The sequence below is a fragment of the Cupriavidus nantongensis genome, from assembly GCF_001598055.1.
In the GTDB taxonomy this organism is placed as follows: Bacteria; Pseudomonadota; Gammaproteobacteria; order Burkholderiales; family Burkholderiaceae; genus Cupriavidus; species Cupriavidus nantongensis.
In genome coordinates this window covers 2554519-2578200 of record NZ_CP014844.1, presented here as the reverse complement: position 1 = coordinate 2578200, position 23682 = coordinate 2554519, and the positions used below count along the sequence as shown (strand labels likewise).

The 23682-nt window shown below is 62.3% G+C and carries 17 protein-coding genes and 3 pseudogenes; 12 read left to right on the top strand and 8 right to left on the bottom strand.

Translation table 11 applies throughout. The features are described 5' to 3' along the window. Positions 1 to 6: 6 nt before the first annotated feature. Positions 7 to 1893, bottom strand: coding sequence for a copper resistance system multicopper oxidase (locus A2G96_RS11890; RefSeq protein WP_062799397.1), 1887 nt, complete (start codon positions 1891 to 1893; stop codon positions 7 to 9). Positions 1894 to 2095: 202 nt separating this feature from the next. Between A2G96_RS11890 and A2G96_RS11885 the strand changes: the two genes are divergently transcribed. Both A2G96_RS11885 and A2G96_RS11880 read left to right on the top strand, forming a co-directional pair. Next, on the top strand, positions 2096 to 2782 hold the full coding sequence (locus tag A2G96_RS11885; protein WP_053821777.1) for a heavy metal response regulator transcription factor: 687 nt from the start codon (positions 2096 to 2098) through the stop codon (positions 2780 to 2782). Continuing rightward, a complete protein-coding gene (locus A2G96_RS11880) occupies positions 2779 to 4173 on the top strand; it encodes a heavy metal sensor histidine kinase (protein ID WP_053821778.1) in 1395 nt (464 codons plus the stop codon). Before A2G96_RS11885 ends, A2G96_RS11880 begins: the two co-directional genes overlap by 4 nt. Before the next feature lie 118 nt (positions 4174 to 4291). Here the strand turns inward: A2G96_RS11880 and A2G96_RS11875 are convergent. The 6 genes and pseudogenes from A2G96_RS11875 to A2G96_RS11855 form a co-directional block, all read right to left on the bottom strand. Continuing rightward, positions 4292 to 5328 (bottom strand): annotated as a pseudogene (locus A2G96_RS11875) (IS630 family transposase). 70 nt (positions 5329 to 5398) lie between these two features. Then, on the bottom strand, positions 5399 to 6472 hold the full coding sequence (locus A2G96_RS11870; RefSeq protein ID WP_062799395.1) for a porin: 1074 nt from the start codon (positions 6470 to 6472) through the stop codon (positions 5399 to 5401). Between the two features lie 917 nt (positions 6473 to 7389). Continuing rightward, positions 7390 to 7674: a periplasmic Cu(I)/Cu(II)-binding protein CopK gene (gene copK / locus A2G96_RS11865; RefSeq protein WP_053821780.1), complete on the bottom strand. Its 285-nt coding sequence runs from the start codon at positions 7672 to 7674 to the stop codon at positions 7390 to 7392. Between the two features lie 89 nt (positions 7675 to 7763). Beyond that, positions 7764 to 8150, bottom strand: coding sequence for a hypothetical protein (locus tag A2G96_RS33260; protein ID WP_144200242.1), 387 nt, complete (start codon positions 8148 to 8150; stop codon positions 7764 to 7766). Between the two features lie 238 nt (positions 8151 to 8388). Next, entirely contained in the window at positions 8389 to 9381 is a 993-nt protein-coding gene (locus A2G96_RS11860; RefSeq protein ID WP_223819835.1) for a copper resistance protein B, read from the bottom strand. Next, entirely contained in the window at positions 9378 to 11315 is a 1938-nt protein-coding gene (locus A2G96_RS11855; protein ID WP_053821781.1) for a copper resistance system multicopper oxidase, read from the bottom strand. The genes A2G96_RS11860 and A2G96_RS11855 overlap by 4 nt, the downstream gene beginning before the upstream one ends. A 265-nt stretch (positions 11316 to 11580) precedes the next feature. On the opposite strand from A2G96_RS11855, the gene A2G96_RS11850 reads away from it, so the two are divergent. From A2G96_RS11850 to A2G96_RS11830, 5 genes and pseudogenes are all read left to right on the top strand, one after another. Next, on the top strand, positions 11581 to 11907 hold the full coding sequence (locus A2G96_RS11850) for a four-helix bundle copper-binding protein (RefSeq protein ID WP_062799392.1): 327 nt from the start codon (positions 11581 to 11583) through the stop codon (positions 11905 to 11907). 197 nt (positions 11908 to 12104) lie between these two features. Then, the gene (locus tag A2G96_RS11845; RefSeq protein WP_053821782.1) at positions 12105 to 13919 is read left to right on the top strand and encodes a glycoside hydrolase family 15 protein; all 1815 of its coding nucleotides are present in this window, start codon (positions 12105 to 12107) and stop codon (positions 13917 to 13919) included. Then, complete coding sequence (locus A2G96_RS11840; RefSeq protein ID WP_062799390.1) at positions 13920 to 14915, top strand: SDR family oxidoreductase; 996 nt, start codon at positions 13920 to 13922, stop codon at positions 14913 to 14915. 21 nt (positions 14916 to 14936) lie between these two features. Then, positions 14937 to 17621: a vitamin K epoxide reductase family protein gene (locus A2G96_RS11835; RefSeq protein WP_082818925.1), complete on the top strand. Its 2685-nt coding sequence runs from the start codon at positions 14937 to 14939 to the stop codon at positions 17619 to 17621. A gap of 249 nt (positions 17622 to 17870) precedes the next feature. After that, a pseudogene (locus tag A2G96_RS11830) lies at positions 17871 to 19622 on the top strand (Tn3 family transposase); the annotation flags it as partial. Positions 19623 to 19968: 346 nt separating this feature from the next. Here A2G96_RS11830 and merR read toward each other — a convergent pair. Next, complete coding sequence (gene merR, locus A2G96_RS11825) at positions 19969 to 20376, bottom strand: Hg(II)-responsive transcriptional regulator (protein ID WP_062799388.1); 408 nt, start codon at positions 20374 to 20376, stop codon at positions 19969 to 19971. 71 nt (positions 20377 to 20447) lie between these two features. Here merR and merT point away from each other — a divergent pair, with 71 nt between their 5' ends. From merT to A2G96_RS11800, 5 genes and pseudogenes are all read left to right on the top strand, one after another. Then, positions 20448 to 20798, top strand: coding sequence for a mercuric ion transporter MerT (gene merT / locus A2G96_RS11820; RefSeq protein ID WP_062799386.1), 351 nt, complete (start codon positions 20448 to 20450; stop codon positions 20796 to 20798). 13 nt (positions 20799 to 20811) lie between these two features. Continuing rightward, positions 20812 to 21084 carry a mercury resistance system periplasmic binding protein MerP gene (gene merP / locus A2G96_RS11815; RefSeq protein WP_062799383.1) on the top strand — a complete coding sequence of 91 codons (273 nt, stop codon included), beginning with the start codon at positions 20812 to 20814 and terminating at the stop codon, positions 21082 to 21084. Positions 21085 to 21112: 28 nt separating this feature from the next. After that, positions 21113 to 21532 carry an organomercurial transporter MerC gene (gene merC, locus A2G96_RS11810; protein WP_062799381.1) on the top strand — a complete coding sequence of 140 codons (420 nt, stop codon included), beginning with the start codon at positions 21113 to 21115 and terminating at the stop codon, positions 21530 to 21532. 40 nt (positions 21533 to 21572) lie between these two features. Then, positions 21573 to 23258: a mercury(II) reductase gene (gene merA, locus A2G96_RS11805; RefSeq protein WP_062799379.1), complete on the top strand. Its 1686-nt coding sequence runs from the start codon at positions 21573 to 21575 to the stop codon at positions 23256 to 23258. Next, positions 23218 to 23481 (top strand): annotated as a pseudogene (locus A2G96_RS11800) (DoxX family membrane protein); the annotation flags it as partial. The gene merA and the pseudogene A2G96_RS11800, both read left to right, overlap by 41 nt. Positions 23482 to 23682: the final 201 nt, after the last annotated feature.

Below are 23682 nucleotides of genomic sequence, written 5' to 3'. Positions count from 1 at the left end.
TTAGGGTCAGGCCACCACCACTTCGCGGAACATCCCGGCGTCCATGTGCAACATCAGGTGGCAATGCCAGGCCCACCGGCCCAAGGCGTCGGCGGTGACGAGAAAGCTGATGCGTTGCGCCGGCTGCACCGCGATCGTGTGTCGACGCGCGAGGAAGGCGCCATCCGGCGATTCGAGTTCGCTCCACATGCCATGCATGTGCATTGGGTGCGTCATCATGGTGTCGTTGTGCAAAATGACGCGCAGCCGCTCGCCGTACTTAAAGTGCACCGGCGTCGAATTTCCGAACTCCACCCCGTCGATGGACCACGAGTAACGCTCCATATTGCCGGTCAAGTGCAGTTCCACTTCGCGCCCGGGACCGCGTTTGTCCAATGGACCGCCAATGGTGTGCTGATCGGCCAGTGTCAGGACGCGGCGCCCGGTGTCGCGCAAACCGATGCCCGGGTCGTCCAAGTTGGTGCGCGCCATGTCAACGCGCATATCGGTGGTGGCGCCATACTCGGTCTTGGCGTGGCGCGCCTTGGTGCTGGGCACCTTCAGCGACGCACCGGTCGCCATGCCCCCCGACATGCTACCCATGGCATGCTGGCTGTGATCCATGGCCATAGCGCCATGGTTCATGCCTTGCATGCCCATCGAGCCGTGGTTCATGCCTTGCATGGCCATGCCGCCATGGCTCATTCCGCCCATGGCGCCGTGATCCATGCCGCCCATGCCTCCCATACTGCCCATCATGTCGGCCATGGTGAGCCACTGCGGCTTATCCACGGCGGGCACCGGTGCCGCCAGCCCGGCTCGAGTCGCCAGGGTGCCGCGGGCATAGCCGGTGCGATCCATCGACTGCGAGAAAATGGTATAGGCCTCGTCGCGCGGCTCGACCAGCACGTCACAGGTCTCGCCCGGGCCGAAGCGGAACTCATCGACGGTTACCGGTTCGATGTTCTGTCCATCGACTTGGATGACCTTAAGCTTGAGGCCGGGAATGCGCACATCGTAGAACGTGTTGCCTGCGCCGTTGATAAACCGCAGACGAACCTTCTCGCCCGGCTTAAACACGCCGGTCCAGTTGCCGGCCGGTGTGACGCCGTTCATCAAGTAAGTCAGCGTGGCGCCCGAGAGATCCGCCAGATCGGTCGGGCTCATCCGCATCTCGTTCCACATCTTGCGCTTAGCGAGCGCGCTCTTCATCCCTTCACTGGAGACGTCGCGGAAAAAATCGATAACCGTCGGCTGGTTATAGTTGTAGTAGTCGCTCTGAACCTTCAGTTTCGAGAGCACGCGCATCGGATCTTCGTCGGTCCAATCCGAGAGCAGCACGGTATAATCGCGATCGGCTCGCACGCCATCCACGCCGGTGGCTGGATCGATGACAATGCCGCCATACACGCCGGTCATCTCCTGGAAGCCCGAATGCGAGTGATACCAATAGCTACCAATCTGGTCGACCTTGAAGCGGTAGGTGAAGGTCTCGCCCGGCGCAATGCCCGCAAAGCTGATCCCCGGCACGCCGTCCATCTCGAACGGCAGAATGATCCCGTGCCAATGAATCGACGTGTGCTCGCGCAACCGGTTCGTGACCCGAATCGTCACCGTTTCGCCTTGACGCCAGCGCAGCGTCGGCCCCGGCAACATGCCATTGATGGTGGTCGCGACGCGTGGCGTCCCGGTGAAGTTGACCACCGACTCGCCGATCACGAGGTCGAAGTCGGTCCCGCGCAGCACTGGTGCTGTGCCGGATAAGACATCTGCCGGTCGGCCTGACGGCTGAGCCCAGGCCGCACCGCCCAAGCCAGACAGCCCCGCCATCACGCCACCGGCGGCCAGACCCTGTACAAAACGGCGGCGCGGCAGATTAGGCAGCACAAGGCCAGACGGTCGATCACGTCGCATGAAATAGTCCTTTTTGCTTGAATGGCCGCGTCGGAAGGCGGCAGCAAGAGAGTAACGACAGCGAGGCTACCGTCAACTTACCCAAACATTACATTCCGGTAAGGTCTGGGTTACCCACAGAGCGTCTCGGTAGACTACCCCGTATTAGAGCCGGTCCAACAGGCGGGCACATAATCCGAAAGACGAGGGGGAGGGCACGAAGATGAAGCTGCTGGTGGTAGAAGATGAATCCAAGACCGGCGAGTACCTGCGCCAGGGGCTGACCGAGGCAGGATTCGTGGTCGACTTGGTCGCCAACGGGCTGGACGGACAGCACTTGGCGCTTAACGAAGCGTACGACCTGATTATCCTCGACGTCATGCTACCCGATCTCGATGGCTGGCGTATTTTGCAGACGATCCGCGCCGCGGACAACCCGGTTCCGGTGTTATTTCTGACCGCCCGCGACAGCGTGGCCGATCGGGTCAGGGGGTTGGAGTTGGGCGCTGACGACTATCTGGTCAAGCCATTCGCGTTCTCGGAACTACTGGCGCGCGTACGTACGCTATTGCGGCGCGGTACTGTACAGCTAGCGATGGACCGCATTCAGGTGGGCGATCTGGTGCTGGATTTGGGCAGGCGCCGGGCGTCGCGGGCCGGGCGCCGCATCACGCTGACCAGCAAGGAGTTTGCGCTGCTGGAGTTGCTCGCTCGCCGGCGCGGCGAGGTGCTGCCACGCTCGTTGATTGCCTCCCAGGTCTGGGACATGAACTTTGACAGCGATAGCAACGTGATCGATGTGGCCATTCGCCGCTTGCGGGCGAAGATCGACGATGACTTTGATATTAAGCTGATTCAGACCGTGCGCGGCATGGGCTACGTGCTGGAAGCGCCGGAGGAGCAGGCATGACGCATCGCCTGTCCCTGACGATGCGTCTGACCATCCTGTTTTCGCTCTGCTCTGCCGTGGTGCTGCTGGGCTTGGGCGTTCTCATCTGGCTGGCGATGGACCGCCACTTCGCCACCGAGGATTATGTGGTGCTCGGCGACAATATTCGCCTGATCGAAAAGATCGCGCAGGAAACGCCGGCCGAGCGCTTGCCCCAGCGGCTTCGGGAAATGGTCGATCACCATCCTGGCTTCGTCGCGCAGGTGCAGACCGCACAAGGCCACAAGCTGTATGCGACCAAGGACTTCGATTTTGCGATTGCTTTCGAGGCGATTCCGCGCGAATTGGCGCGTGACAATACCTTCGTCTGGCAGCAAGGCGAGCAGGAGTATCGCGGCATGCGCGCGCAGGTTGGTGCGGCTGACCCGCGCATTGCACCTTTGCGCGTCGTGGTCGGCATGGACACGGAAATCCACGCGCACTTCATGCATGCATTTCGTCGTTCGCTGGCCTTCTATACCACATTGGCGGTGCTCGCCAGCGGTCTCTTTGGTTGGTGGGCGGCGCGACGCGGGCTCGCACCCCTGCGCATGATGGCCTCACGCGCCAAGGGCGTCACCGCGAACAAACTGGATGCGCGCATGCCGGTCGAAGCCGTGCCGGTCGAGATGGCAGATCTGGCGATCACGTTAAACGCGATGCTGGAGCGACTGCAGGATGATTTTCGGCGGCTCTCGGAATTCTCCTCCGATTTGGCGCATGAGCTGCGCACGCCCATCACCAACCTGATGACGCAGACGCATGTCGTGCTATCGCAGCCGCGAGATGCCGCCAAATATCGAGAGGTCCTGGCCTCGAATGCCGAGGAATTGCAGCGGCTTGGGCGCATGGTGTCCGATATGCTGTACTTGGCCAAGATGGAGCACGGCATCACACTGCCGAATGAGGAAGCGATCAACGTGGCTGATGAAGTACAGGCGCTGTTCGAATTCTACGACGCGCTGGCAGAGGACAAGGGCGTCAATCTACGGCTTGATGGGCAGGCGAAAATTACCGGCGACCGTCTGATGTTACGCCGAGCGCTCAGCAATCTGCTCTCGAACGCTCTACGCTATACGCCGTCCGGCAAAGAGATCCGGGTCGAGACGCGCGAGCAGGGCGGCAGCACGTCGATCGTAGTCGAGAATGAGGGCGAGGAAATCAGTCCCGAGTTGCTGCCATCGCTATTCGACCGCTTTTTCCGTGCCGACAAATCAAGGACCCGTGCGGAGTCCGAAAGCGTGGGACTGGGTCTCTCCATCACGCAAGCCATCATGTTTGCGCACGGGGGCCAGATTTCGGCGGAATCGTCGGAAGGCACTACGCGCTTCATTTTGACGTTTCCCCGCCAGCGAAACGCCGCCCGGAGCTAGACGGTTGGCCTCCAGCGCGTCGCCGCATAAAAATAGCCACGGCGTTGCGGCGCCGTGGCTAGTGGTCCTTCGGTAAAAGGACCGTTCAACCTATTGATCCGGCATTGTATCTACAATCTCATGCGGCATCACGAAGCGGTTTGGGCTCGAAACTCGTTTTTGGTCCGCTCGGGCTGTCGTTGACACCTTCACAGGTACATGGACGTCGCCTTGACCAGTTGCAGCTTGGTGCGCGCCGGCGTCAGCGTTGTGACGGCCGGCTTGAGGTCGGCGAAGGCCCTCTCGTCCGGGGTTGAGTTCGGGTCTGTAGCTTGGCCGGTAGAAGACTTCGATTTCGCGCTTGTGCTCGGCCAACCACGCCTTTACCCGCTTGCTGTGATGCACGCGCAGATTGTCCAGGATCAGGTAGACCTTGCGCTTGGCGCCCTTGACCAGCCGTTTCACGAAATTGATCAGGATGTCGGAATTGAGCGCGCCGTCGAATACCAACCAGCGCATCGTTCCCTGGTTGGTAACGCTGGAGATGACCGACAGTCCATGGCGCTCGTTGTTCACCCGTACCACCGGAGTCTGGCCGTGCGGAGCATGGCCGGGCCCGCGTACGTCATTGCTGCGCAAGCCGGTATCATCGCCCCAGTGGATCTCGGCGGCTTCTGCCTTGGCGCTCGCCACAATGACCGGATATTCCTCATCGAGCCACTGCTTCACTGCCGCTGGCGGCTCGTAGGCCTTCTGGATCGGCCTCTGCGGCGTGAAGCCCCAGCGCTCGTGGTAAAGACCTAGGGTGCGTGCAGCGAGTTCGATGCCGTAGCGATCGCGGATCAGTTTGGCCACCGCCTGGCGCTGCCACAGCGGGTACCCCAGCTTCATCTGATCGGGCGTACGGTCGCGAATCAGGCGCAGCACTTCACGCTCCTGCTCGGCCGTCAGCGTGCGTCCAATGCCGCGGGGTCGTCCCGGCCGCGTAGTGTCCACCGCCTTCCAGCCGCCCGCTTCATACGCCTTGAATGCCGCACTCACCGTCGCGCGCGTCAGCTCGCACTGCGCCGCCGCCTCGTTCACGCTCACGCCTTGAAGCCGCATTCTCACCGCTCGCCGTCGCCGCTCGTTCAACGCGTCGACCGACAGCGTCCTCGAGTCGATTTTGTCATGCATCATCTGACTAACCCTCTCGAGAACGTCCCCTATTTGTGTGCCGGATCAACAGGTATTCAGGCGGCTTTGCTTAAAACTTATGGCGTAGACCCAGCACGACACCGGTCTGGTTGTCGCCCGGCACGACATTGACCGGCGCGCCACTGCTGGCGTTAAAGCCGTTCAAGCCCAACTGTGAGCCACCTTTGTTACGGACATAGCCGACATTGAAGTACATGTCGGTGCGTTTGGAAAACGCGTAATCGGTCGAGGCCACGAACATCAGCGGATCGGCGCCGGAACCCCGCACATCGGTATAGTACGCTGCGCCGGTGAGCGACAGCGCCGAGGTCAGCTGATAACGCAGGCCTGCCCAATACAAGTTGGAGCGCATTGCGCTTACCGCGCTCGAGATATTTCCGTTGAGCCAACGATAACCGGCATACAGCTTTGCTGGTCCGATCCCATAGCTGATCCCCACTAACGCGCGCCGGTCCTTTTGCCCCTGCGATGCAACGGTTGACCCCTGGTACTCGTCGTACAGGGCGCCCAGGGAAAGCGGTCCAGTCGAATACACCAGACCCGCACTCATCTCCCGGTCCACCTTCGGCTCGCCGGGGACTTCGCCGCCGCCAGTGCGGCCGAAGCTGTACAGTGCCATGGCGGTCACGCCGCCAAACGTGCCCTTGTACTTGACGGAATTGTCCGCGCGACCGGCAATGGTATCGTCGCTCTTGAAAAGCGAGTATCGCGGCGCGAAACCCATGGGATCAAACTGAATGGCGGTGTCGTATAGCACCGTGGTCTGGCGACCAAGGGTCAACTGACCATATGGGCTGGACAGCCCGACCAGCGCGCCCCGGTCAAACAACCGGCCGGCGCTACTCGACTGCGCGGTATCAAGGGCGAAGCCGCTCTCCAGTTCGAACACCGCTTTGAGGCCACCGCCGAGATCTTCCGTACCCCGCAAGCCCCAACGCGAGGTCGACATATTGCCGGCCGACATGCGCACCTGGTTGGTGCCGCCGCTCGACGATGGCACATTCGATAAATATTCGATGCCGACATCGGCGACGCCGTATAGCGTAACACTCGTCTGCGCATAAGCCCCCAATGACAGCAACCCCAGCAGCATGCCAGCGGCGGTCATCTTTCTTCTTTTCATAGCGTCTCCAGTTCGCCACGTTATTGGTATTCGATAGGCACTGAAGTCTAGTGAGACCAAGCTTACTGCGACATTGCAAGCCGGTTACATTGTTGGGGCGGATGCAACTTGTGCAGCGCGCAGCGGTCGCCCCTTCCCACGGAATTAGCAGGCATGCGCTCGCGCTGGGCTAATGGGAAGTAGACGACAGGGGAGTGCGCGACGGCGGGATGATGTCTTGTCATGTTCTCGTAATCTCTGTGACAGACCGGCCGCCCTAGAATCAATGGCGTTGCCGCCTTGGGTCAACAGGAGCGCCCCGTTCTTTCAGGTGCCAGGTGGCATGCCGCGTCATGATGCTGGCCGTCAGATCCCACGAAGACAGCCTGCGTCCAGTTCTTTTTTAGGGAGACTTCGATTGAATCTGATCCGAACCGGCTTATCGGCGTTGCTTGTTAGTCTTAGCGCTTCTGCGTTGGCGCACGCCCCCATTTTGGATCTCGATCGGGGCCCTGCCGCTTTCGTGCCCGGTGGCCTGGCCGAGCCGCGCCCTACGGAGTGGCTGATCGACGTCGGGGCGCGGGTCGACGCGACCTGGCGCCGAACACTTGGTGCGGGGGAGGGGTGTGTGCTGGTTCTGGACAATCCCCGCAACGAGCCAGCCGAGGTCACCGTAGTGATTTCCCAGGATGACGCCGGACACGCGATGCCCGGAACGCGCCCGGTATCGCTGCGCATCCCTGCTCATGGTCGCCATGCCCTGACACTGCAGGCCTCTCGGTCGCTTAGCGTGTCCGTATACGCTGAGAAATAATGCAGCGCTCGCTCATCGCTCGGGCCGCGTGGGTGACGCTGAGCATGGCAAGCGGCCCGGACGGGCTCCGAGCAAGGGCACTGCACGGCGCCCGCTTGCTCAGAGCCCGTGTCAGGTCGCCCGCTTAGCCGCCTTCGCGGTGACCTTTGATGAGGGCGTCGTCCAGACGGAACACCTCATTGCCCTTCATCAGGATCTTGCTACCGTCTTTGGTCTCCATGACCTTGCCTTCTGGCATGCTGACGGACTTGCCGTACTTGTTCTCCATGCCCATCTTGCCGTCTTTGAAAACGTGGACTTTTGATCCGTCTTTGAGCTCATAGGTTTTCACGACCGTGCTCAAATCGGTCGCGGCGGCAGTAAGCGATACCGCGGCAATCAGGCTTGCAACGACAAGTTTGCTTTTCATCTTCGAGATCTCCTTTGGCTCGGTGGCACAGGTTGAGACTGCGTTGGCACACGCGGAAAGCGCGTACCGAAAAAGGGGGAACGTCTAGACTATTGCGGTGGCGCCGGTCGGGGCTGGCCGCAGTCACGGTTTTGTCGCTTCGCCTCTCGCGACGGCTTAGATTTGGCAGTATTCGATGGCGCCGCGGCGCCGTTGCCGTGCTTGAATAAGCGGTGCCGGGGGTTCACGGCAAGCGCATACTGCGGGGTTTCCTTGTCCCGCTGCGCTGTACAGTCCAGCGACCTGCTTTCCCATTCATGGTCCACGGCAGGCCACATCGCGGGCGCGGCAGGAGCCGGCACGCCACCGCACTGCAGCCACCAGTTACTGCTGAGCTCTTGCCTGGGCTCCCAGCCGATTTGAATGGCGCCAATCGCACCGGGCGCGATGCCCATTGCCGCGCCACCGAGCAGGACCAGCAGCTTTCCGGCTTTCATGGGTCCTTTCCTGAGTTGGCCGGCGACGTGTGCCACGCGCGCCAGCATGGCACGCGGAGAGGACGCAGACTAATGCCCCATCAAACGGGGCCCCCCTATGGCTGCTTGCACGTGCGTCATAATGACCATTCTATTTTCCCGCGCGCGGCCTTCGCAGGCGTGATACGAAATGTAATCGCACAGTAAGTTGGCGGTTAACCAGCAGCGGGCTTGAACCTGGCCGGCGTCTCAAATGGGTTCAGAACCAGATTCGCACGCCGGCAACGATTTGCTTGTCGGTGGTCCGCTCTCCGGCAGCACGCGCAAAATCCGCGGTATTGCCCAGCTTCTTGCCCCACACCACGCCTAGGTAGGGGGCGAACTGGCGACGGATCTCGTATCGCAGTCGCAAGCCAAGCTTGAACTCGGACACGCCGCTGCCAATGCCTCGCGCCTCATCTGCCTTGCTATAGGCGTTCGCCTCGAACTCCGGCGTCAACAGCAGACGTTGGGTGAAGCGAATATCGTAGGTAGCCCGCACTCGGGCGGCAGCGCGTCCCGACGACCCCAGATAAGCCGTGGCTTCGATATCAAACCAATAAGGCGCCAGGCCTTGCACGCCAAAGGCGCCCCAGGTCCGCGGCGGCCCATTGCCGAAATCCTGGCGCACGCCCAGTTGCCAATCCCAGAACGGCGCAAAGGCGTGTCCCCACAGTGCCTCAGCTCTGGCATCCTCTGTGTTGCCATACAGACGCGTGCCTTCCGACTTGACCCATAACCGGTTCAGATCCCGTCCTACCCAGGCGAGCATGTCCCAGGCCAGTCCAGAGCCGCCGGGTGCCTTGACGTACTCGAGGCGATCGAATAGCACCTGATAGTAGATATCGTTATCGGCCATCGTATCCCCAGGCATGGGAATGCCTCGGTTCGGATCTGCCATCGGCACCGGGGCCTCATTCACCTGGATGATCGCATTCGCGCCGCCGGGCACTGAGGCAGATTCTGTCGGACTGACTGCGGGATGGCTTGGCGCTGGCTTCCCGGCTGGAGCTGCGGTCTTTGGTGGCATCGGGGCATCGTGCGCCATGCCTGGCATCGGCGTATCGTGTGTCATACTTGGCATCGGCGCCATCGTCTGCGCCGCCACGCTGTGGCACTGCACGCTGGCCAAGAGAGCCAGGCTTGCGAGAAGGATGAGACGGTGGTTGGGCACGTCAATCTCCCTGGCGTTGGCGAGGTTCAACCCGCTCATGCGACCACGACCTTGCGGAACATGCCGGCTTCCATGTGGTAAAGCAAGTGACAATGAAAGGCCCATTGTCCCGGCGCATCGGCCGTCACCAGGAAGCTGACTTGTTTGGACGGCTGGACGTTGATCGTGTGCTTTCTGACCAGCGCCTGGCCTTCGTGATTTTCCAGCTCGCTGAACATCCCGTGCAGGTGCATCGGGTGGTTCATCATGGTGTCGTTGATCAGCGTGATGCGCAGGCGCTCCCCGTAGTAGAGCCGGATCGGTTCGGCTTGGGAAAACTTCTTGCCGTCGAGGCCCCAGATGAAACGGCGCATATTGCCGGTCAAGTGCAGTTCCAACTCCCGGCTGGGCGGGCGCTTGTCGATCACCGGGCCGAGCGTTTTAAGGTCCGCGTAGGTCAACACTCGCCTGCCGTTGTTGCGCAGTCTTGGCCCCGGATCCGACAGCGAGCGGGAAGGGTTCATCGAGCGCATGTCGACCTGTGGCCCCATGCCAGGCATATTGCCCATCTTGCCCATGTCATGCCCCATCTCGCCACCGGTTTTCTGCATCCCCGGCTTCGCGTCGGACTTGCCGTGGTCCATGCCGGCCATTCCGGCATGGGCGTCCTTCGCTGGCCCGGACATGGTCGACATGTCATGCCCCCCCATGCCCCCCATGGCGCCCATGCCCGCCTCCGGCGTCATTGGTTGCATCGTGGGTGCGCCACCCATGGACTCCATCCCCATGCGATCCATGGCCATGGATGGTTTCTGATCCATCTTCATGGCCCCCATTTCCATGCTGCCCATATCCATGTCCGCCATGTCGCCCATGCCCATATCGGCCATGGTGAGCCAGGTCTTCGGATCGAGCTTGGGCACGTCGGCTTCCATCCCGACTTCCGGTGCAAGTGTCGCCCTGGCGTAGCCGCTGCGATCGATCGACTGAGCAAAGATGGTGTGCGCCTTATCGTCCGGCATCTGCACCACTACGTCGTAAGTCTCGGCGACGGCAATGCGGATTTCATCCACCGGTACCGGTTCGACATCCTGCCCATCAGCCGATACCACCGTCATCTTCACGCCGGGAATTCGGACGTCAAAGTTGCTGGTCGCCGAGCCGTTGATAAAGCGCAACCGCACGCGCTCCCCGGCTTTAGCGATCGCTGTCCAATTTTTATCTGCGGGCGTGCCGTTGATCAGGTAGGTAAAAGTGGCTCCCGAAACATCGGCCAAATCGGTCGGATTCATTCGCATCTGGTTCCACATCGCGCGCTTAGCCAAGGCCTCGGACAGCCCCATTTCGGACACATCTCGGGCAAAGTCGCCCACCGTCGGCATCTGAAAGTTATAGACGTCGCTCATCTTCTTGAGCTTCGCGAACACCATTTCCGGGTTTTCATCCGTCCATTCGCTGAGCATCACGACATAGTCGCGATCGACCTTGATCGGGTCTGGATGCATTGGCTCGATGACCAGCGGTCCGTACAAGCCGGTCTGCTCCTGAAAACGGGTATGCGCGTGGTACCAATAGGTGCCGGCTTGCCGCACTTGAAAGCGATACACGAACGTCTCGCCCGGCCCGATGCCGGGAAAGGAGATACCGGGCACGCCGTCCATCTGAAACGGCAGCAAGATGCCGTGCCAGTGAATCGATGTTTGGGTATCGAGCAAGTTGGTCACGCGCAGCGTGACCTCGGTGCCTTGCTTCCAATGCAGAATCGGCGCGGGGATGGAGCCGTTCACACTGGTGGTAGGCCGGATACGGCCGGTAAACGACATGGGCGTCGCGCCAATGGCCAGGTCAAACGTGGTCCCTGTCAGCACGACCGGATAGCCTTGGCTCTTCAAGGCCCAAACGGCGCGTGGATACGCGCCCAGGCTCGCCAAGCCGCCTCCGGCGATCAGACTTCCCAGCAGTCGGCGGCGGCTCAGTGAGACGGGGCGAAGCATGGCATCGCTAGGGCGTTCGAACACGTTGTCTCCTCGCGCAATGGTGAAACGTCCACTTAGCATAGTGCGCGCCACGTCGAAGCAAAAGCTCCTTTAGCGTCATCAGCCTGGCCAAAACATGTGCTGTCACCGGTTTCGTCATCGTCGCGTAATGCTCCTGTAAGGCAGTCGCTCCCATGCTGTCGTCTGCTTCCTGTGGCGCGCGAATTGCTCTCAATTTGGCGGCGTCTCGCAACGCTGGTCGAATTTCTTTAGGAGCTTTGCCATGCCACATGAAAACTATCTATCTTGTATTGAAGCCTGTCACGCCTGCACAGTCGCCTGTCATCACTGTGCTGCGTCTTGTCTGCGTGAGCCAGAGGTTGAGGCCATGAAACGCTGCATCGCACTCGACCTGGACTGTGCCGAAACATGTGCCTATGCCGCGGCGATGATGGCGCGCGACAGCCAGTACGCGCGCGCGATATGCGCGCTGTGCGCGAAGGTCTGTGAAGAGTGTGGGACGGAGTGCGCCAAGCACGAAGCGCAGCATTGCCAAGAGTGCGCACGTGCCTGTCAGGAGTGCGCGCAGGTCTGTCGCGCCATGGCGTAGATCCAGGTAGCCCAACGACTCGATCTTGGACGGCAACGCGCGGCTCGGGTGGTGAAGCCATGGCACGCCGCGAACTTGAGCCGTGTAACGGCAGGCATAGCGCGTTGTAGTTCTTTCCCGCGCTAGCGCCAGATGTAAGCCAGGATCCCGACCTCGGCAACGCGTGTTGCCAGCGTGGCGAGGGTCAAGGAGACGGAGTGTTCACCAACCCCAGGTATCCGCCCATTGCCGACTATGCCGTCATTGGCAACACGCATAGCGTGGCGTTGGTGAGCACGTCGGGATCCATCGACTGGTGCTGTATGCCGCACTTTGACGCCGGCGCCGTATTTTGCAGATTGCTCGATGCTAACCGAGGAGGCTACTTTCAAATCCGGCCGACGGGTCGTGCGATCAGTTCGCGCTATTACCGGGTCCCAGGGGGCGTACTGGAAACCATGTTTGAAGCCAGCGGCGGGATCCTTCGCCTGACCGACTTCATGCATAGCGAGCGTCTCGCACGCAGTCGGCTGGACCATGACTCACCCGAGTGCCATCGGCTGTTGCGGCGCATTGAGGCGACCGTTGGCGAGGTGAGGGTGGAACTTGTGTTCAGTCCGAGCTTTGACTATGCGCGCAAGCCCCACCAATGGGAAGTCGGTTCGCATGGCGTGACCGCTGTATGCGAACACCAACGTCTCAGCCTGGTATGTTCGCCGCCGCTGCCGCTGGCGACCGAAGCGCACCGCGCCAAAGGCGTGGCCATCGTGCGGCCCGGCGCGCCGCTGTGGGCGATTGCGTCCTTCCAACAAGACGGGCCGGACCGGCCTGTGCACGACCCCCAGGCGGTCCTTGATGAGACCCTACGACATTGGGGCGAGTGGCAGCAGCAATGCACCTATCGCGGTCCCTTCGAACGAGAAGTGCGCACCAGCGCCTGTGTTCTCAAGTTGCTGACGTTTGGCCCGACCGGAGCACTGGTGGCGGCGCCAACCACCTCGCTGCCGGAGTGGATCGGTAGCAGCCGCAATTGGGACTATCGGTTTTGTTGGCTGCGCGACTCGGCCATGGTGCTGCGCGCGTTGATGGCGCTGGGCCATCACGAGGCCGCAATGGACTTCTTTCGTTGGATCGAGCGATTTTGCGATCTCAAACGACTGCAGATCATGTACCGGATCGATGGCAGCCCGAACCTGCCTGAGCAGGAGCTTCGCCATCTTGACGGGTACCGTGCGTCCCGTCCGGTGCGTATCGGCAATGCGGCGGCGGAACAGGTGCAACTGGATGTCTATGGGCATGTCCTCGACGCGGCCTGGGTGTGCCAACAGGGCATGCCAATGACACTGTCCGCCCCAATGCGGCGCGTGCTCGCCCGGCTAGCCGACGCCGCCGCGGCGCGCTGGCGTGAGCCGGACCAAGGATTCTGGGAAACGCGCGGGGTGCCCCAGCATTTCGTATCATCCAAGCTGATGTGCTGGGTCGCGTTGGACCGTGCCATTGCGCTGGCACAGGCTGGGCAACTCGACGGAAACGTTGCTGTCTGGAAGCTCGAACGGGACGCGCTGCGTCGCGTCATCGAGGGGCAGGGGTTTCACCACGGGACTGGCGCGTTCACGCAAAGTTTCGGATCGCCAGCTTTGGATGCGAGCGCGCTACTGATCCCGCTGACCGGCTTTCTCCCCCCAACTGACGCGCGCGTGAAAGCAACCGTGGCCCGCATTCAGCGGGATCTCACCAAGGATTCGCTGGTCTATCGGTACCGCATCCACGATGGCGTGCCAGGAGAAGAGGCGACCCTCGCCATCTGCAGCTTCTGGCTGGTACAAGTCCTGGCCCGACAAGGCCGGGCCAAGGAGGCGATCAAACTCTTTCGGCACATCTGCTCGTTTGCCAGCGATCTCGGCTTATTCGCGGAAGAGATCGACCCGGATAGCAAGGCGCTGCTGGGCAACTATCCGCAAGGCTATACCCATCTGGCACTGATCCAGGCTGCGCTGGACATTCAGCAAGCGCAGCAACGCGGGGAGGCCTGAATGCATCCGCCCAACGTTGTTGTCGTCACCGGTGGCACCGCAGGCGTGGGGCTCGCTGCCGTGCGGGCCTTTGCGCAGCGCGGGGACTGGATCGCAATCCTGGCAAGAGAGCCGGATCGCCTGGCCCGGGTCTGTAGCGAATTGCGCGACCTGGGGATCCTGGCGCTGGGCATCCCCGTCGATGTCGCCGATGCCCAGCAGGTGGAGGCAGCAGCGTCGCGCATTGAGCTCGAACTGGGACTGATCACGATTTGGGTGAACAATGTCTCGACGACCGTGTTTGCGCCGGTCGCCGAAACAACGGCGGCCGAGTATCGCCGCGTCACGGAAGTGGTCTATCTGGGCGCGGTGCATGGCACGTTGGCCGCGCTGAAACGCATGTCGGCGCGCAATCATGGCTGTATTGTGCAGACCGGCTCGGCGCTGGCCTATCGGTCCATCCCGCTACAGTCAGCATACTGTGGGGCGAAGGCGGCGATCCGTGGCTTTACCGATTCCCTGCGTTCGGAACTCGTTCACGATCATTCGTCGGTGAGACTGACGATGGTGCATTTATCGGCGTTCAATACGCCGCAATTCGATTGGTGCCGCAGCAAGTTGCCACGCCGTGCCCAACCAGTGCCGCCAATATTCCAGCCGGAAATCGCCGGCGAGGCCATTGTCTGGGCAGCCACGCACGGCCCTCGCGAGGTATGGGTGGGCTGGCCAGCCGCCAAAACCATTCTGTCCAGTCGATTTTTCCCAGGCCTGGGTGATCGTGTGGCGGCCAGACAGGCCTATGAGGCACAGCAGACCCAGGAACCCGCCCACCCCGATCGGCCCGATAACCTGTTTGTACCGGTCGTGGGCTTGTTTGCAGCACATGGCCGCTTTGACAATCAAGCGAAGTCAACCAGTGCGCAGTGGTGGATCTGCGTGCATCGCTGGCAAGTGTCCGCAGCGATCGGTGTGGCCGCCGTGGCTGGCCTGCTCGGTCTCTTCATGATAGTCAGATAACACCCCGGCAAGGAGTCGGCGTTGGCACATAGCACGGACACGATTTTGGTAGTGGGGGCAGGATCGCTGCTCGGCCGCGCCGTAGTGGCGCGCCTGTTGCAGCAATACCGTGTGGTCGCGCTCGATGGCGAAGACCTTGCCGCAGCGTTCCCCAGTGCGCTAGCGCTTCGCATCGACGCGACACGTGAAAAAGATATGGCGCAGGCATTCGATGCGGTGATAGCCGGTCACGGCGAGCTTATAACGTCGGTCGTCTATGTGGTCAGCGAGATGGAAGACGCGCCCAATGCGGACGGCAGCGTGCAGCGGATCGCGGCGGAACTCGACCTTGTCGGCAACCTGCAACGCATCATTGTTGAATTGCTGCGGTGCGCGGTGGGTCAATTCGTGCTGGCCGGCACCTTGCTAGTCCATGCCCCGTCGCAACCCGGCAATCCGATCAATGAAGCCTCGCCCATCGATCCCAAATCGCCATTGCGGGCGATGATGATCAGGGCGGAGCACCTGCTCCAGCACGAACTCGGCGCCGTACCGCGGTTGATGCTGCGGCTCGCGCCGCTCTACGACGATCTCGGTCATAACGCTTTCCTGGTGCAGCAGATCGCGGCAAGCTACGAGTCCAGCCTTGTCGCCCGGGCCGACGCACATCCGGACACCGCCCATGTGTTCCTGCACGTCGATGACGCGGCAGCGGCGGTCGCGCACGCTGTCGCAGCGCGCGGCCAGTTGCCTTGCAAGTTGTCGTTAGTGCTTGCCGAGGAGGAGGCAGTGACACCAAGGCAACTGCGGGCAGCAATTTTGCACGCACTGGATGGCCCGGGCGAAGCGATGCGGCCGCAGGCCGGCGTCGGGGCGCGCCTTTACTCACGCTGCCAGCATGCGCGAAATGTCGGTGACGCCTCTGACCCGGAACTGCGATGCCTGGCAAGCGATCATTATGAAGTGGACAGCGCCAGCGCGCGCGAGAGGCTAAATTGGCGGCCTGAGCGCCGAATTCTAGAAACGATGCCTCGCATCATCGCGGCGCTGAAGCAGGACCCGGTCAGTTGGTATCGCGCTAACCGGCTAAACACGGCCATCATCGCCGACCATCACCCCGTGGTGCGACACGGCAGCGTGACCGTCAAGGGCGCGCCGGAAATCAGCGGCTCCGCCGCTAAGCACGAGCACGAGCACGAGCACGAGCACGAGCACGCGCAGCATATGCGCGACGCCCATTACAGCCTGTTATGGGCGCATTATCTCAACATCTTGCTTGGTGCCTGGTTACTCACAAGCCCTTTTGTCTTGGGCGCCTTTGATACTCGGGAGTTTGGCACGCTGGTAATGCAAGTGACCGCAGAACGCGGTCTTGCGCCCCCTGCGTTGCGCATGACGTGGCTGGGCTGGAGCGACATGGCCAGCGGCAGCCTGATCATGGGCTTCGCCACATTGTCTCTTTCGCGTCGCTTTTCATGGGCGCAGTGGGGCAACGCCTGTGTCGGGCTCTGGTTGCTGTTCGCGCCACTGGTGTTCTGGGCGCCGTCCCCGGCCGTCTACAACAACGATGTGATCGTCGGCGGCTTCCTCATCGCCTTTGCCATCCTCGTACCCATGATGCCAGGCATGAGCATGGCGTCGATGAAGGACCAGTCCGATCTGCCGGTCGGGTGGACGTACTCGCCGTCCACCTATTTGCAGCGGCTGCCCATTATCGGGCTGGCCCTGTTCGGGTTCCTGATCGCACGCCAGCTCACGGCGTATCAACTCGGCCATGCGGCGGCGGTTTGGGAGCCGTTCTTTTCTCCTGACGCGCAAAAAAACGGGACGGAAACCATTATTACCTCCGCCGTGTCCCGGTCCTGGCCGATTCCGGACGGTGGCCTTGGCGCGGTCAGTTATCTGCTGGAGGTGTTGATGGGCGCGATGGGTGGGCGCCAGCGTTGGCGCACCATGCCTTGGATGGTGGCGGCATTTGGGATCGTCGTCGTGCCCCTTGGCGTGGTGAGCATCTATTTCATCATTATCCAGCCAATCGTGATCGGGACCTGGTGCACGTTGTGCCTGATCGCTGCGGGCGCAATGACGCTGATGATCCCTTATACGTTGGATGAACTGGTTGCAATGGGTCAGTTTCTGGGACAAGCGCATCGGCGCGGCGAGCCGGTACTTCGCCTCTTCTTCGTGGGCGGCGCCTCGCCAGGAAGCCAGCGCGACCGGCGTCCCGGTTTCGATAGCGCATTGTCCGACGCGATGGCGTCGGCGTTGCGTGGTGTGCAATGGCCCTGGACACTGGTTGCGTGTGTCGGAGTTGGCATCGCGCTGATGTTCACGCGCCTGTTGTTTGGCACCATTCCGCCGTTAGCGGACAGCGATCATTTGATCGGTGCGCTCGTAATTGTTGTCGCTGTGGCCGCGCTCGCAGAGGTAGCAAGGTTACTGCGCTGGATCAATGTCGGCTTTGGCGCTTGGTTGGTCATCGCACCGTGGGTGCTCAGCGGCGGAAATTCCGCGGCGGCGGCATTTGGGGCCGTCGCAGGGCTTGCGTTGATCGGATTGAGCCTGCCGCGCGGCTGGCGCAGCCGGGAGCACTATGGTAGCTGGGTCGGCTCATTCGGTAGCGGAATGCGGCGAACTGGCGGCGGAGTCGCCGCCAGTTTGACCGTCGGCCAGCGTGCCTTTGTTATCGGACCTCGCCTTCATGCATCATGCCTAACAATCATCTAGCCATCATTAACCTCTCCCGCCTTGACATCCTGATTGCGTCGCTTCAGGCAAACGCCGCCTTGCAACGTCGCCGACTTGTGCGCAGTCGGCCAGCAGCAGCGAAGGACGGCCGGGCGCAAAACTTGCTGGAAGTACAACTCGCAGCGCTCACCGCCCTACGGGCGATACGCTTTAATCTAGTAGAGTCGGCACCAGCGCCACGCAATGTTGATGGCGCCGCAATATTTGATCAGGCCGCACGGCGGCAGTCTGGCTGCCATCGATACGATCCGGACGATGAACGTCAACGATGTGCGCAAAGTCCCGGCCGACGCGCCGACCTCCTTCATCAAGAAGCGCTGGGAGCCACTGGTACGCACCAAGAACGGCATCGATCGTCGCTACTATGAGCTGTGCGCGCTGTCCGAACTCAGAAACCGCCTGCGCTCCGGCGACATCTGGGTCCAGGGCTCGCGCCAGTTCAAGGATTTCGATGAGTACCTGCTGCCCGCCGAGAAATTCGTCGCACTCAGACAGAGCCGCTTGCTGCCCCTGCCCATCGCCACCGATTGCGAGCGCTACTTGAGCGAGCGGCGCGGGCTGCTTGAACTGAAGCTGGCCACCGCCAACCGGTTGGCCGCCGCCAACAAGCTGCCGGACGCGATCATCACTCAGTCGGGCCTGAAGATCTCGCCGCTCGATGCGGCCGTCCCGATGGAAGCGCAGACCCTGATCGATCAGACCGCGCTCATGCTGCCGCGCGTCAAGATTACGGAACTGCTGATGGAAGTCGACGGCTGGACCGGCTTTACCCGGCATTTCACGCACCTGAAGACCAGTGAGCCTGCCGCCGACAAGACGCTGCTGCTCACGACCATTCTTGCCGACGCCATTAACCTCGGGCTAACGAAGATGGCGGAATCCTGCCCGGGCACCAGTTACGCCAAGCTCTCCTGGCTGCAGGCCTGGCATATTCGGGACGAGACCTATGCTCAGGGCCTGGCGGATCTGGTCAACGCGCAGTCCGCCCATGCGTTCGCTGCCCATTGGGGCGATGGCAGCACCTCATCGTCGGATGGCCAGCGATTCAAGGCGGGCGGCCGTGCCGAAAGCACCGGCCACGTCAACCCAAAGTATGGCTCGGAGCCCGGCCGGATGATCTACACGCACATCTCGGATCAGTACGCGCCGTATCACTCCAAGCTGGTGAACGTCGGCGTCCGTGACTCCACCTATGTGCTCGACGGCCTGCTGTACCACGAGTCGGACCTGCGGGTCCAGGAGCACTACACGGACACCAACGGCTTCACGGACCACGTCTTCGCCCTGATGCATCTGCTCGGGTTCCGGTTCTCCCCGCGCATTCGCGACCTCGCGGACTCAAGGCTGTACATCCCCGGCAATCCTGACGACTATCCGGCATTGGCCCCTATGATCGGCGGCGCGTACAAAGAGAGACTGATTCGCACGCACTGGGACGAGGTGCTGCGCCTCGCGACGTCGATCCGGCAGGGCACGGTCACCGCCTCGCTGATGCTGCGCAAGCTCGGCAGCTACCCGCGACAGAACGGACTGGCGGTCGCCCTCCGCGAGCTCGGCCGCATCGAGCGGACGATATTCACCTTGGACTGGCTGCAGGACCTGGAACTGCGTCGGCGCTCCCATGCGGGGCTCAACAAGGGGGAAGCGCGCAACGCCTTGGCACGGTCCGTGTTCTTCTACCGGCTTGGCGAGATCCGCGATCGCAACTTCGAACAGCAGCGCTACCGTGCCAGCGGACTGAACCTGGTCACCGCGGCCATCGTCCTGTGGAACACGGTCTACCTTGAACGTGCCGTGCAGGCGCTGGTGGAGCGCGGCATGCCCATCGATCCGTCCCTGTTTTCGTACCTGTCGCCGCTCGGCTGGGAACACATCAACCTGACCGGCGACTACGTGTGGCGTCAGAGCCAAAAGCTCCAAGATGGAAAATTCCGCCCGCTGCGATCGCTTCCGGAGGTGCGTTGGCCTAGCGCTGCCTGAACCCGCAATTCACCGGCGTTACGACTTCACGACCGTTCTCGGGCAGGGCCAACACCGGCATGGCACTTACACGGCGCCACATTGTCGTATCCAACCACTGGGCCGCCCCTCGTTGGCCAAGCCGAGGGCGTCGTAGAGGAATGTACGACTGGATCTTACAGCACAAGCGCGCCTTGCAAGCGCTGCGCCCGCTGGTGCCGCTTTGTCCCCCCGACGATGTCTGACTCGACTAGGTCGCTTGCCCCTCGATACGGGGCATATGAGGCTGGCTGCGCCGAAGCCGTACAAAAGAAGCCGGAACGAACTGGGGCAGCGTAGCCCGCGTCCACTACGTCCTTTGGCGCACTTATCCCGCTTGCAGCGCTGCGATCAGCGGGCAGGATACGTTACCCTGGCTGGCATGACAGGCGCCCACCAGTTCGGACAGCACGGCCTCCATGCGTCTCAGGTCGGCCAGCTTTGCGCGCACGTCATTGAGCTTGCGCTCGGCTAGGCTGCTCGCTTCCTCGCAATGGGTGCCGTCCTCCAGGCGAAGCAGTTCACCGATTTCTTCCAGACTGAATCCCAGCCGCTGCGCCGATTTCATGAAGCGCACCCGGACCACATCCGTTTCGCCATAGCGACGAATCCCGCCGGCGGGCTTATCTGGCTCTGGCAGCAGCCCCTTGCGCTGGTAGAACCGGATCGTTTCCACGTTGACACCAGCCGCCTTGGCGAAGGCGCCGATGGTCAGGCTCTCCAATCCGCTCCGCATATCGCTTGACTCCGTACATAAGTACGGAAGTAAGGTTACGCTATCCCTACCTACTAAGAAAGGAAAAACGCATGTCACGACTGCAAGCCGGGCGCCGTGCGCTCTTTGCCGGTGGCATCGCCGCAATCCTCGCCTCCACCTGCTGCTTGGGGCCGCTGCTCCTGATCGCGCTCGGTTTCAGCGGGGCCTGGATCGGGAATTTAACGGCGCTGGAGCCATATCGGCCGCTGTTTCTCGGCACCGCAGTGCTGGCTCTGTTCGTCGCCTGGCGGCGCGTTTTACGCCCGGCGCAAGTCTGCAAGCCGGGCGAGGCCTGCGCTATCCCGCGGGTACGCGCCACCTACAAGCTCATTTTCTGGGTCGTCGCCCTGCTGGTTCTGGTTGCGCTCGGCTTTCCCTACGTGATGCCATGGTTCTACTGATCAGGAGTTCGCCATGAAGAAGCTGTTTGCCGCCCTCGCTCTCGCCGCCGTTGCTCCGGCGTGGGCCGCCATGCAAGCCGTCACGCTGTCCGTGCCGGGCATGACTTGCGAAACCTGCCCGATCACGGTCAAAAAGGCGCTCTCCAAGGTCGACGGCGTGACCAAGACCGAAGTGAGCTTCGAGAAGCGCCAGGCCGTCGTCACCTTCGACGATGCCAAGACCAGCGTGCAGAAACTGACCAAGGCGACCGAGGACGCGGGCTATCCGTCCAGCGTCAAGCGGTAAGCCCCGGATCGAACATGGGAGTGACCGCATGGGACGGATCACGCGCGTGACCAACAAGGCAGGGGCGCTCGGCGGTATCGTCTCGGCGATGGGTTGCGCGAGTTGCTTTCCCGCCATCGCCGGCTTGGGCGCGGCTATTGGCCTAGGCTTCCTGAGCCAGTACGAAGGGCTGTTCATTAGCGTTCTGCTGCGGGTGTTCGCTGGTATCGCGCTACTCGCCAATGCGACTGCCTGGTTTAGCCATCGGCAGTGGCAACGGACCGCACTCGGCGTGATCGGCCCACTCCTGGTACTGACGGCGGTGTATTTGACGGTTGGCCGGCGCAGCGAGGCGCTGCTCTATGTCGGCCTGAGTTTCATGGTCGGCGTATCGATCTGGGACTTCATCTCGCCGGCAAAGCGCTGCGGGGCACCGAACGCCTGTGAACCCCCGGTCAAGCGCGGCTGACCGCATTGGCCGCTGCCGAAGTGAACATTGGAACTGTGGTATGACCCACTTGAAGATTACTGGAATGACCTGCGACTCGTGCGCCGTCCACGTCAAGGATGCCTTGGAGAAGGTGCCGGGCGTGCGGTCTGCGGTCGTGTCCTACCCGAAGGGGACGGCGCAAATCGCCGCCGAACCCGGCACGTCGCCAGATGCGCTGACTGGCGCCGTGGCCGGACTCGGCTACCGGGCCATGCTCGCCGAGGCCCCGCCGGCGGAAAAGCGCGGCAGCCTGCTCGACAAGGCGTTCGGCTGGCTGGGCCGCGGTGAGAAATCCGCAGGCGAAGGCTGCGGGCTTCGCATCGCCGTCATCGGCAGCGGCGGCGCCGCGATGGCGGCGGCCCTCAAGGCCGTCGAGCAAGGCGCCGAGGTGACCCTGATCGAGCGCGGCACCATCGGCGGCACCTGCGTCAACGTTGGCTGTGTGCCGTCCAAGATCATGATCCGCGCGGCCCACATTGCCCATCTACGCCGCGCAAGCCCGTTCGACGGGGGCATCCAGGCCACGCCACCGGCGATCCTGCGCGAGCGCCTGCTCGCCCAGCAGCAGGGGCGTGTCGATGAGCTGCGCCACGCCAAGTACGAGGGCATCCTCGCGAGCACGCCGGCCATCACGGTGCTGCGCGGCGAGGCCTGCTTCCAGAACGGACACACCTTGAGCGTGCGCCTGGCCGAAGGCGGCGAGCGCGAGGTGGCGTTTGACCGCTGCCTGATCGCTACTGGTGCCAGTCCGGCTGTGCCGCCGATCCCCGGTCTGAAGGACACCCCGTACTGGACCTCGAACGAGGCGCTGGCCAGCAACATCCTTCCTAAGCGGCTGGCCGTGATCGGCTCGTCGGTGGTGGCCGTGGAGCTGGCGCAGGCCTTCGCCCGGCTCGGCAGTCAGGTCACGATCCTGGCCCGCAGCACGCTGTTCTTCCGCGAGGATCCGGCCATCGGCGAGGCCGTCACGGCCGCCTTCCGTGTCGAGGACATCACGGTGCTGGAACACACGCAGGCCAGCCAAGTGGCCTACGCGAACGGCGAATTCGTGCTCACTACCGGGCACGGCGAAATCCGCGCCGACCAGTTGCTGATCGCCACCGGCCGCGCGCCGAACACGCGTGAGCTGGCACTGGAGGCGGCGGGGGTGACGGTCAACGCGCAGGGCGCCATCGTCATCGACAACGGCATGCGAACCACCGCGCAACACATCTACGCCGCCGGCGACTGCACCGACCAGCCGCAGTTCGTTTACGTGGCCGCGGCGGCCGGCACCCGCGCGGCGATTAATATGACCGGAGGCGATGCCGCGCTTGATCTGAGCGCCGTGCCGGCGGTCGTGTTCACCGACCCGCAGGTCGCCACCGTGGGCTACAGCGAGGCGGAAGCGCACCACGACGGCATCGAGACCGATAGCCGCCTGCTCACGCTCGACAATGTGCCGCGCGCGTTGGCCAACTTCGACACGCGCGGCTTCATCAAGCTGGTTGCCGAGGCAGGATCGGACCGCCTGATCGGCGTGCAGGCGGTGGCGCCTGAAGCGGGTGAGCTGATCCAGACGGCGGCGCTGGCGATCCGGGCGCGGATGACCGTGCAAGAGCTGGCCGACCACTTGTTCCCATACCTGACGATGGTCGAGGGGCTGAAGCTCGCGGCGCAGACCTTTGCCAAGGACGTCACGCAACTGTCTTGCTGTGCGGGTTGAGAAAAAGCCAACCGTCTGGAACTCGGCGATGGCCAAGCTGGCCAACTGGAATACCGCCCTCGAACTGTTCCGCGGGGACTACCGGGTGCCGCTGGTGCCCTCGAAGTCTGCGGCCTACCTGGCGGTGTCAATCGAGCTGACCGCCCCAGCTCTGCTGTTGCTGGGACTAGCGACCCGCGCCGTGGGGATGGTCCTGCTCGGCATGACGGCGGTGATCGGCGTCCCCTTGATTTCGGTGCAATTTACCGGGGTAGCCACCCTTAGCATTCACGCGGGTTTCCGGGCGGCGTCCGGGAAAATACCCCAGTAAATCAATAAGTTGCTGTCTACTGTCGCCAGTTGGGCGCGATTGCCTCATAGCGCACTTATTGTGTCGAAACGTTGCGTCCCGGTCTCATTGCCGATAACCTCAGCGGTCCGTCTT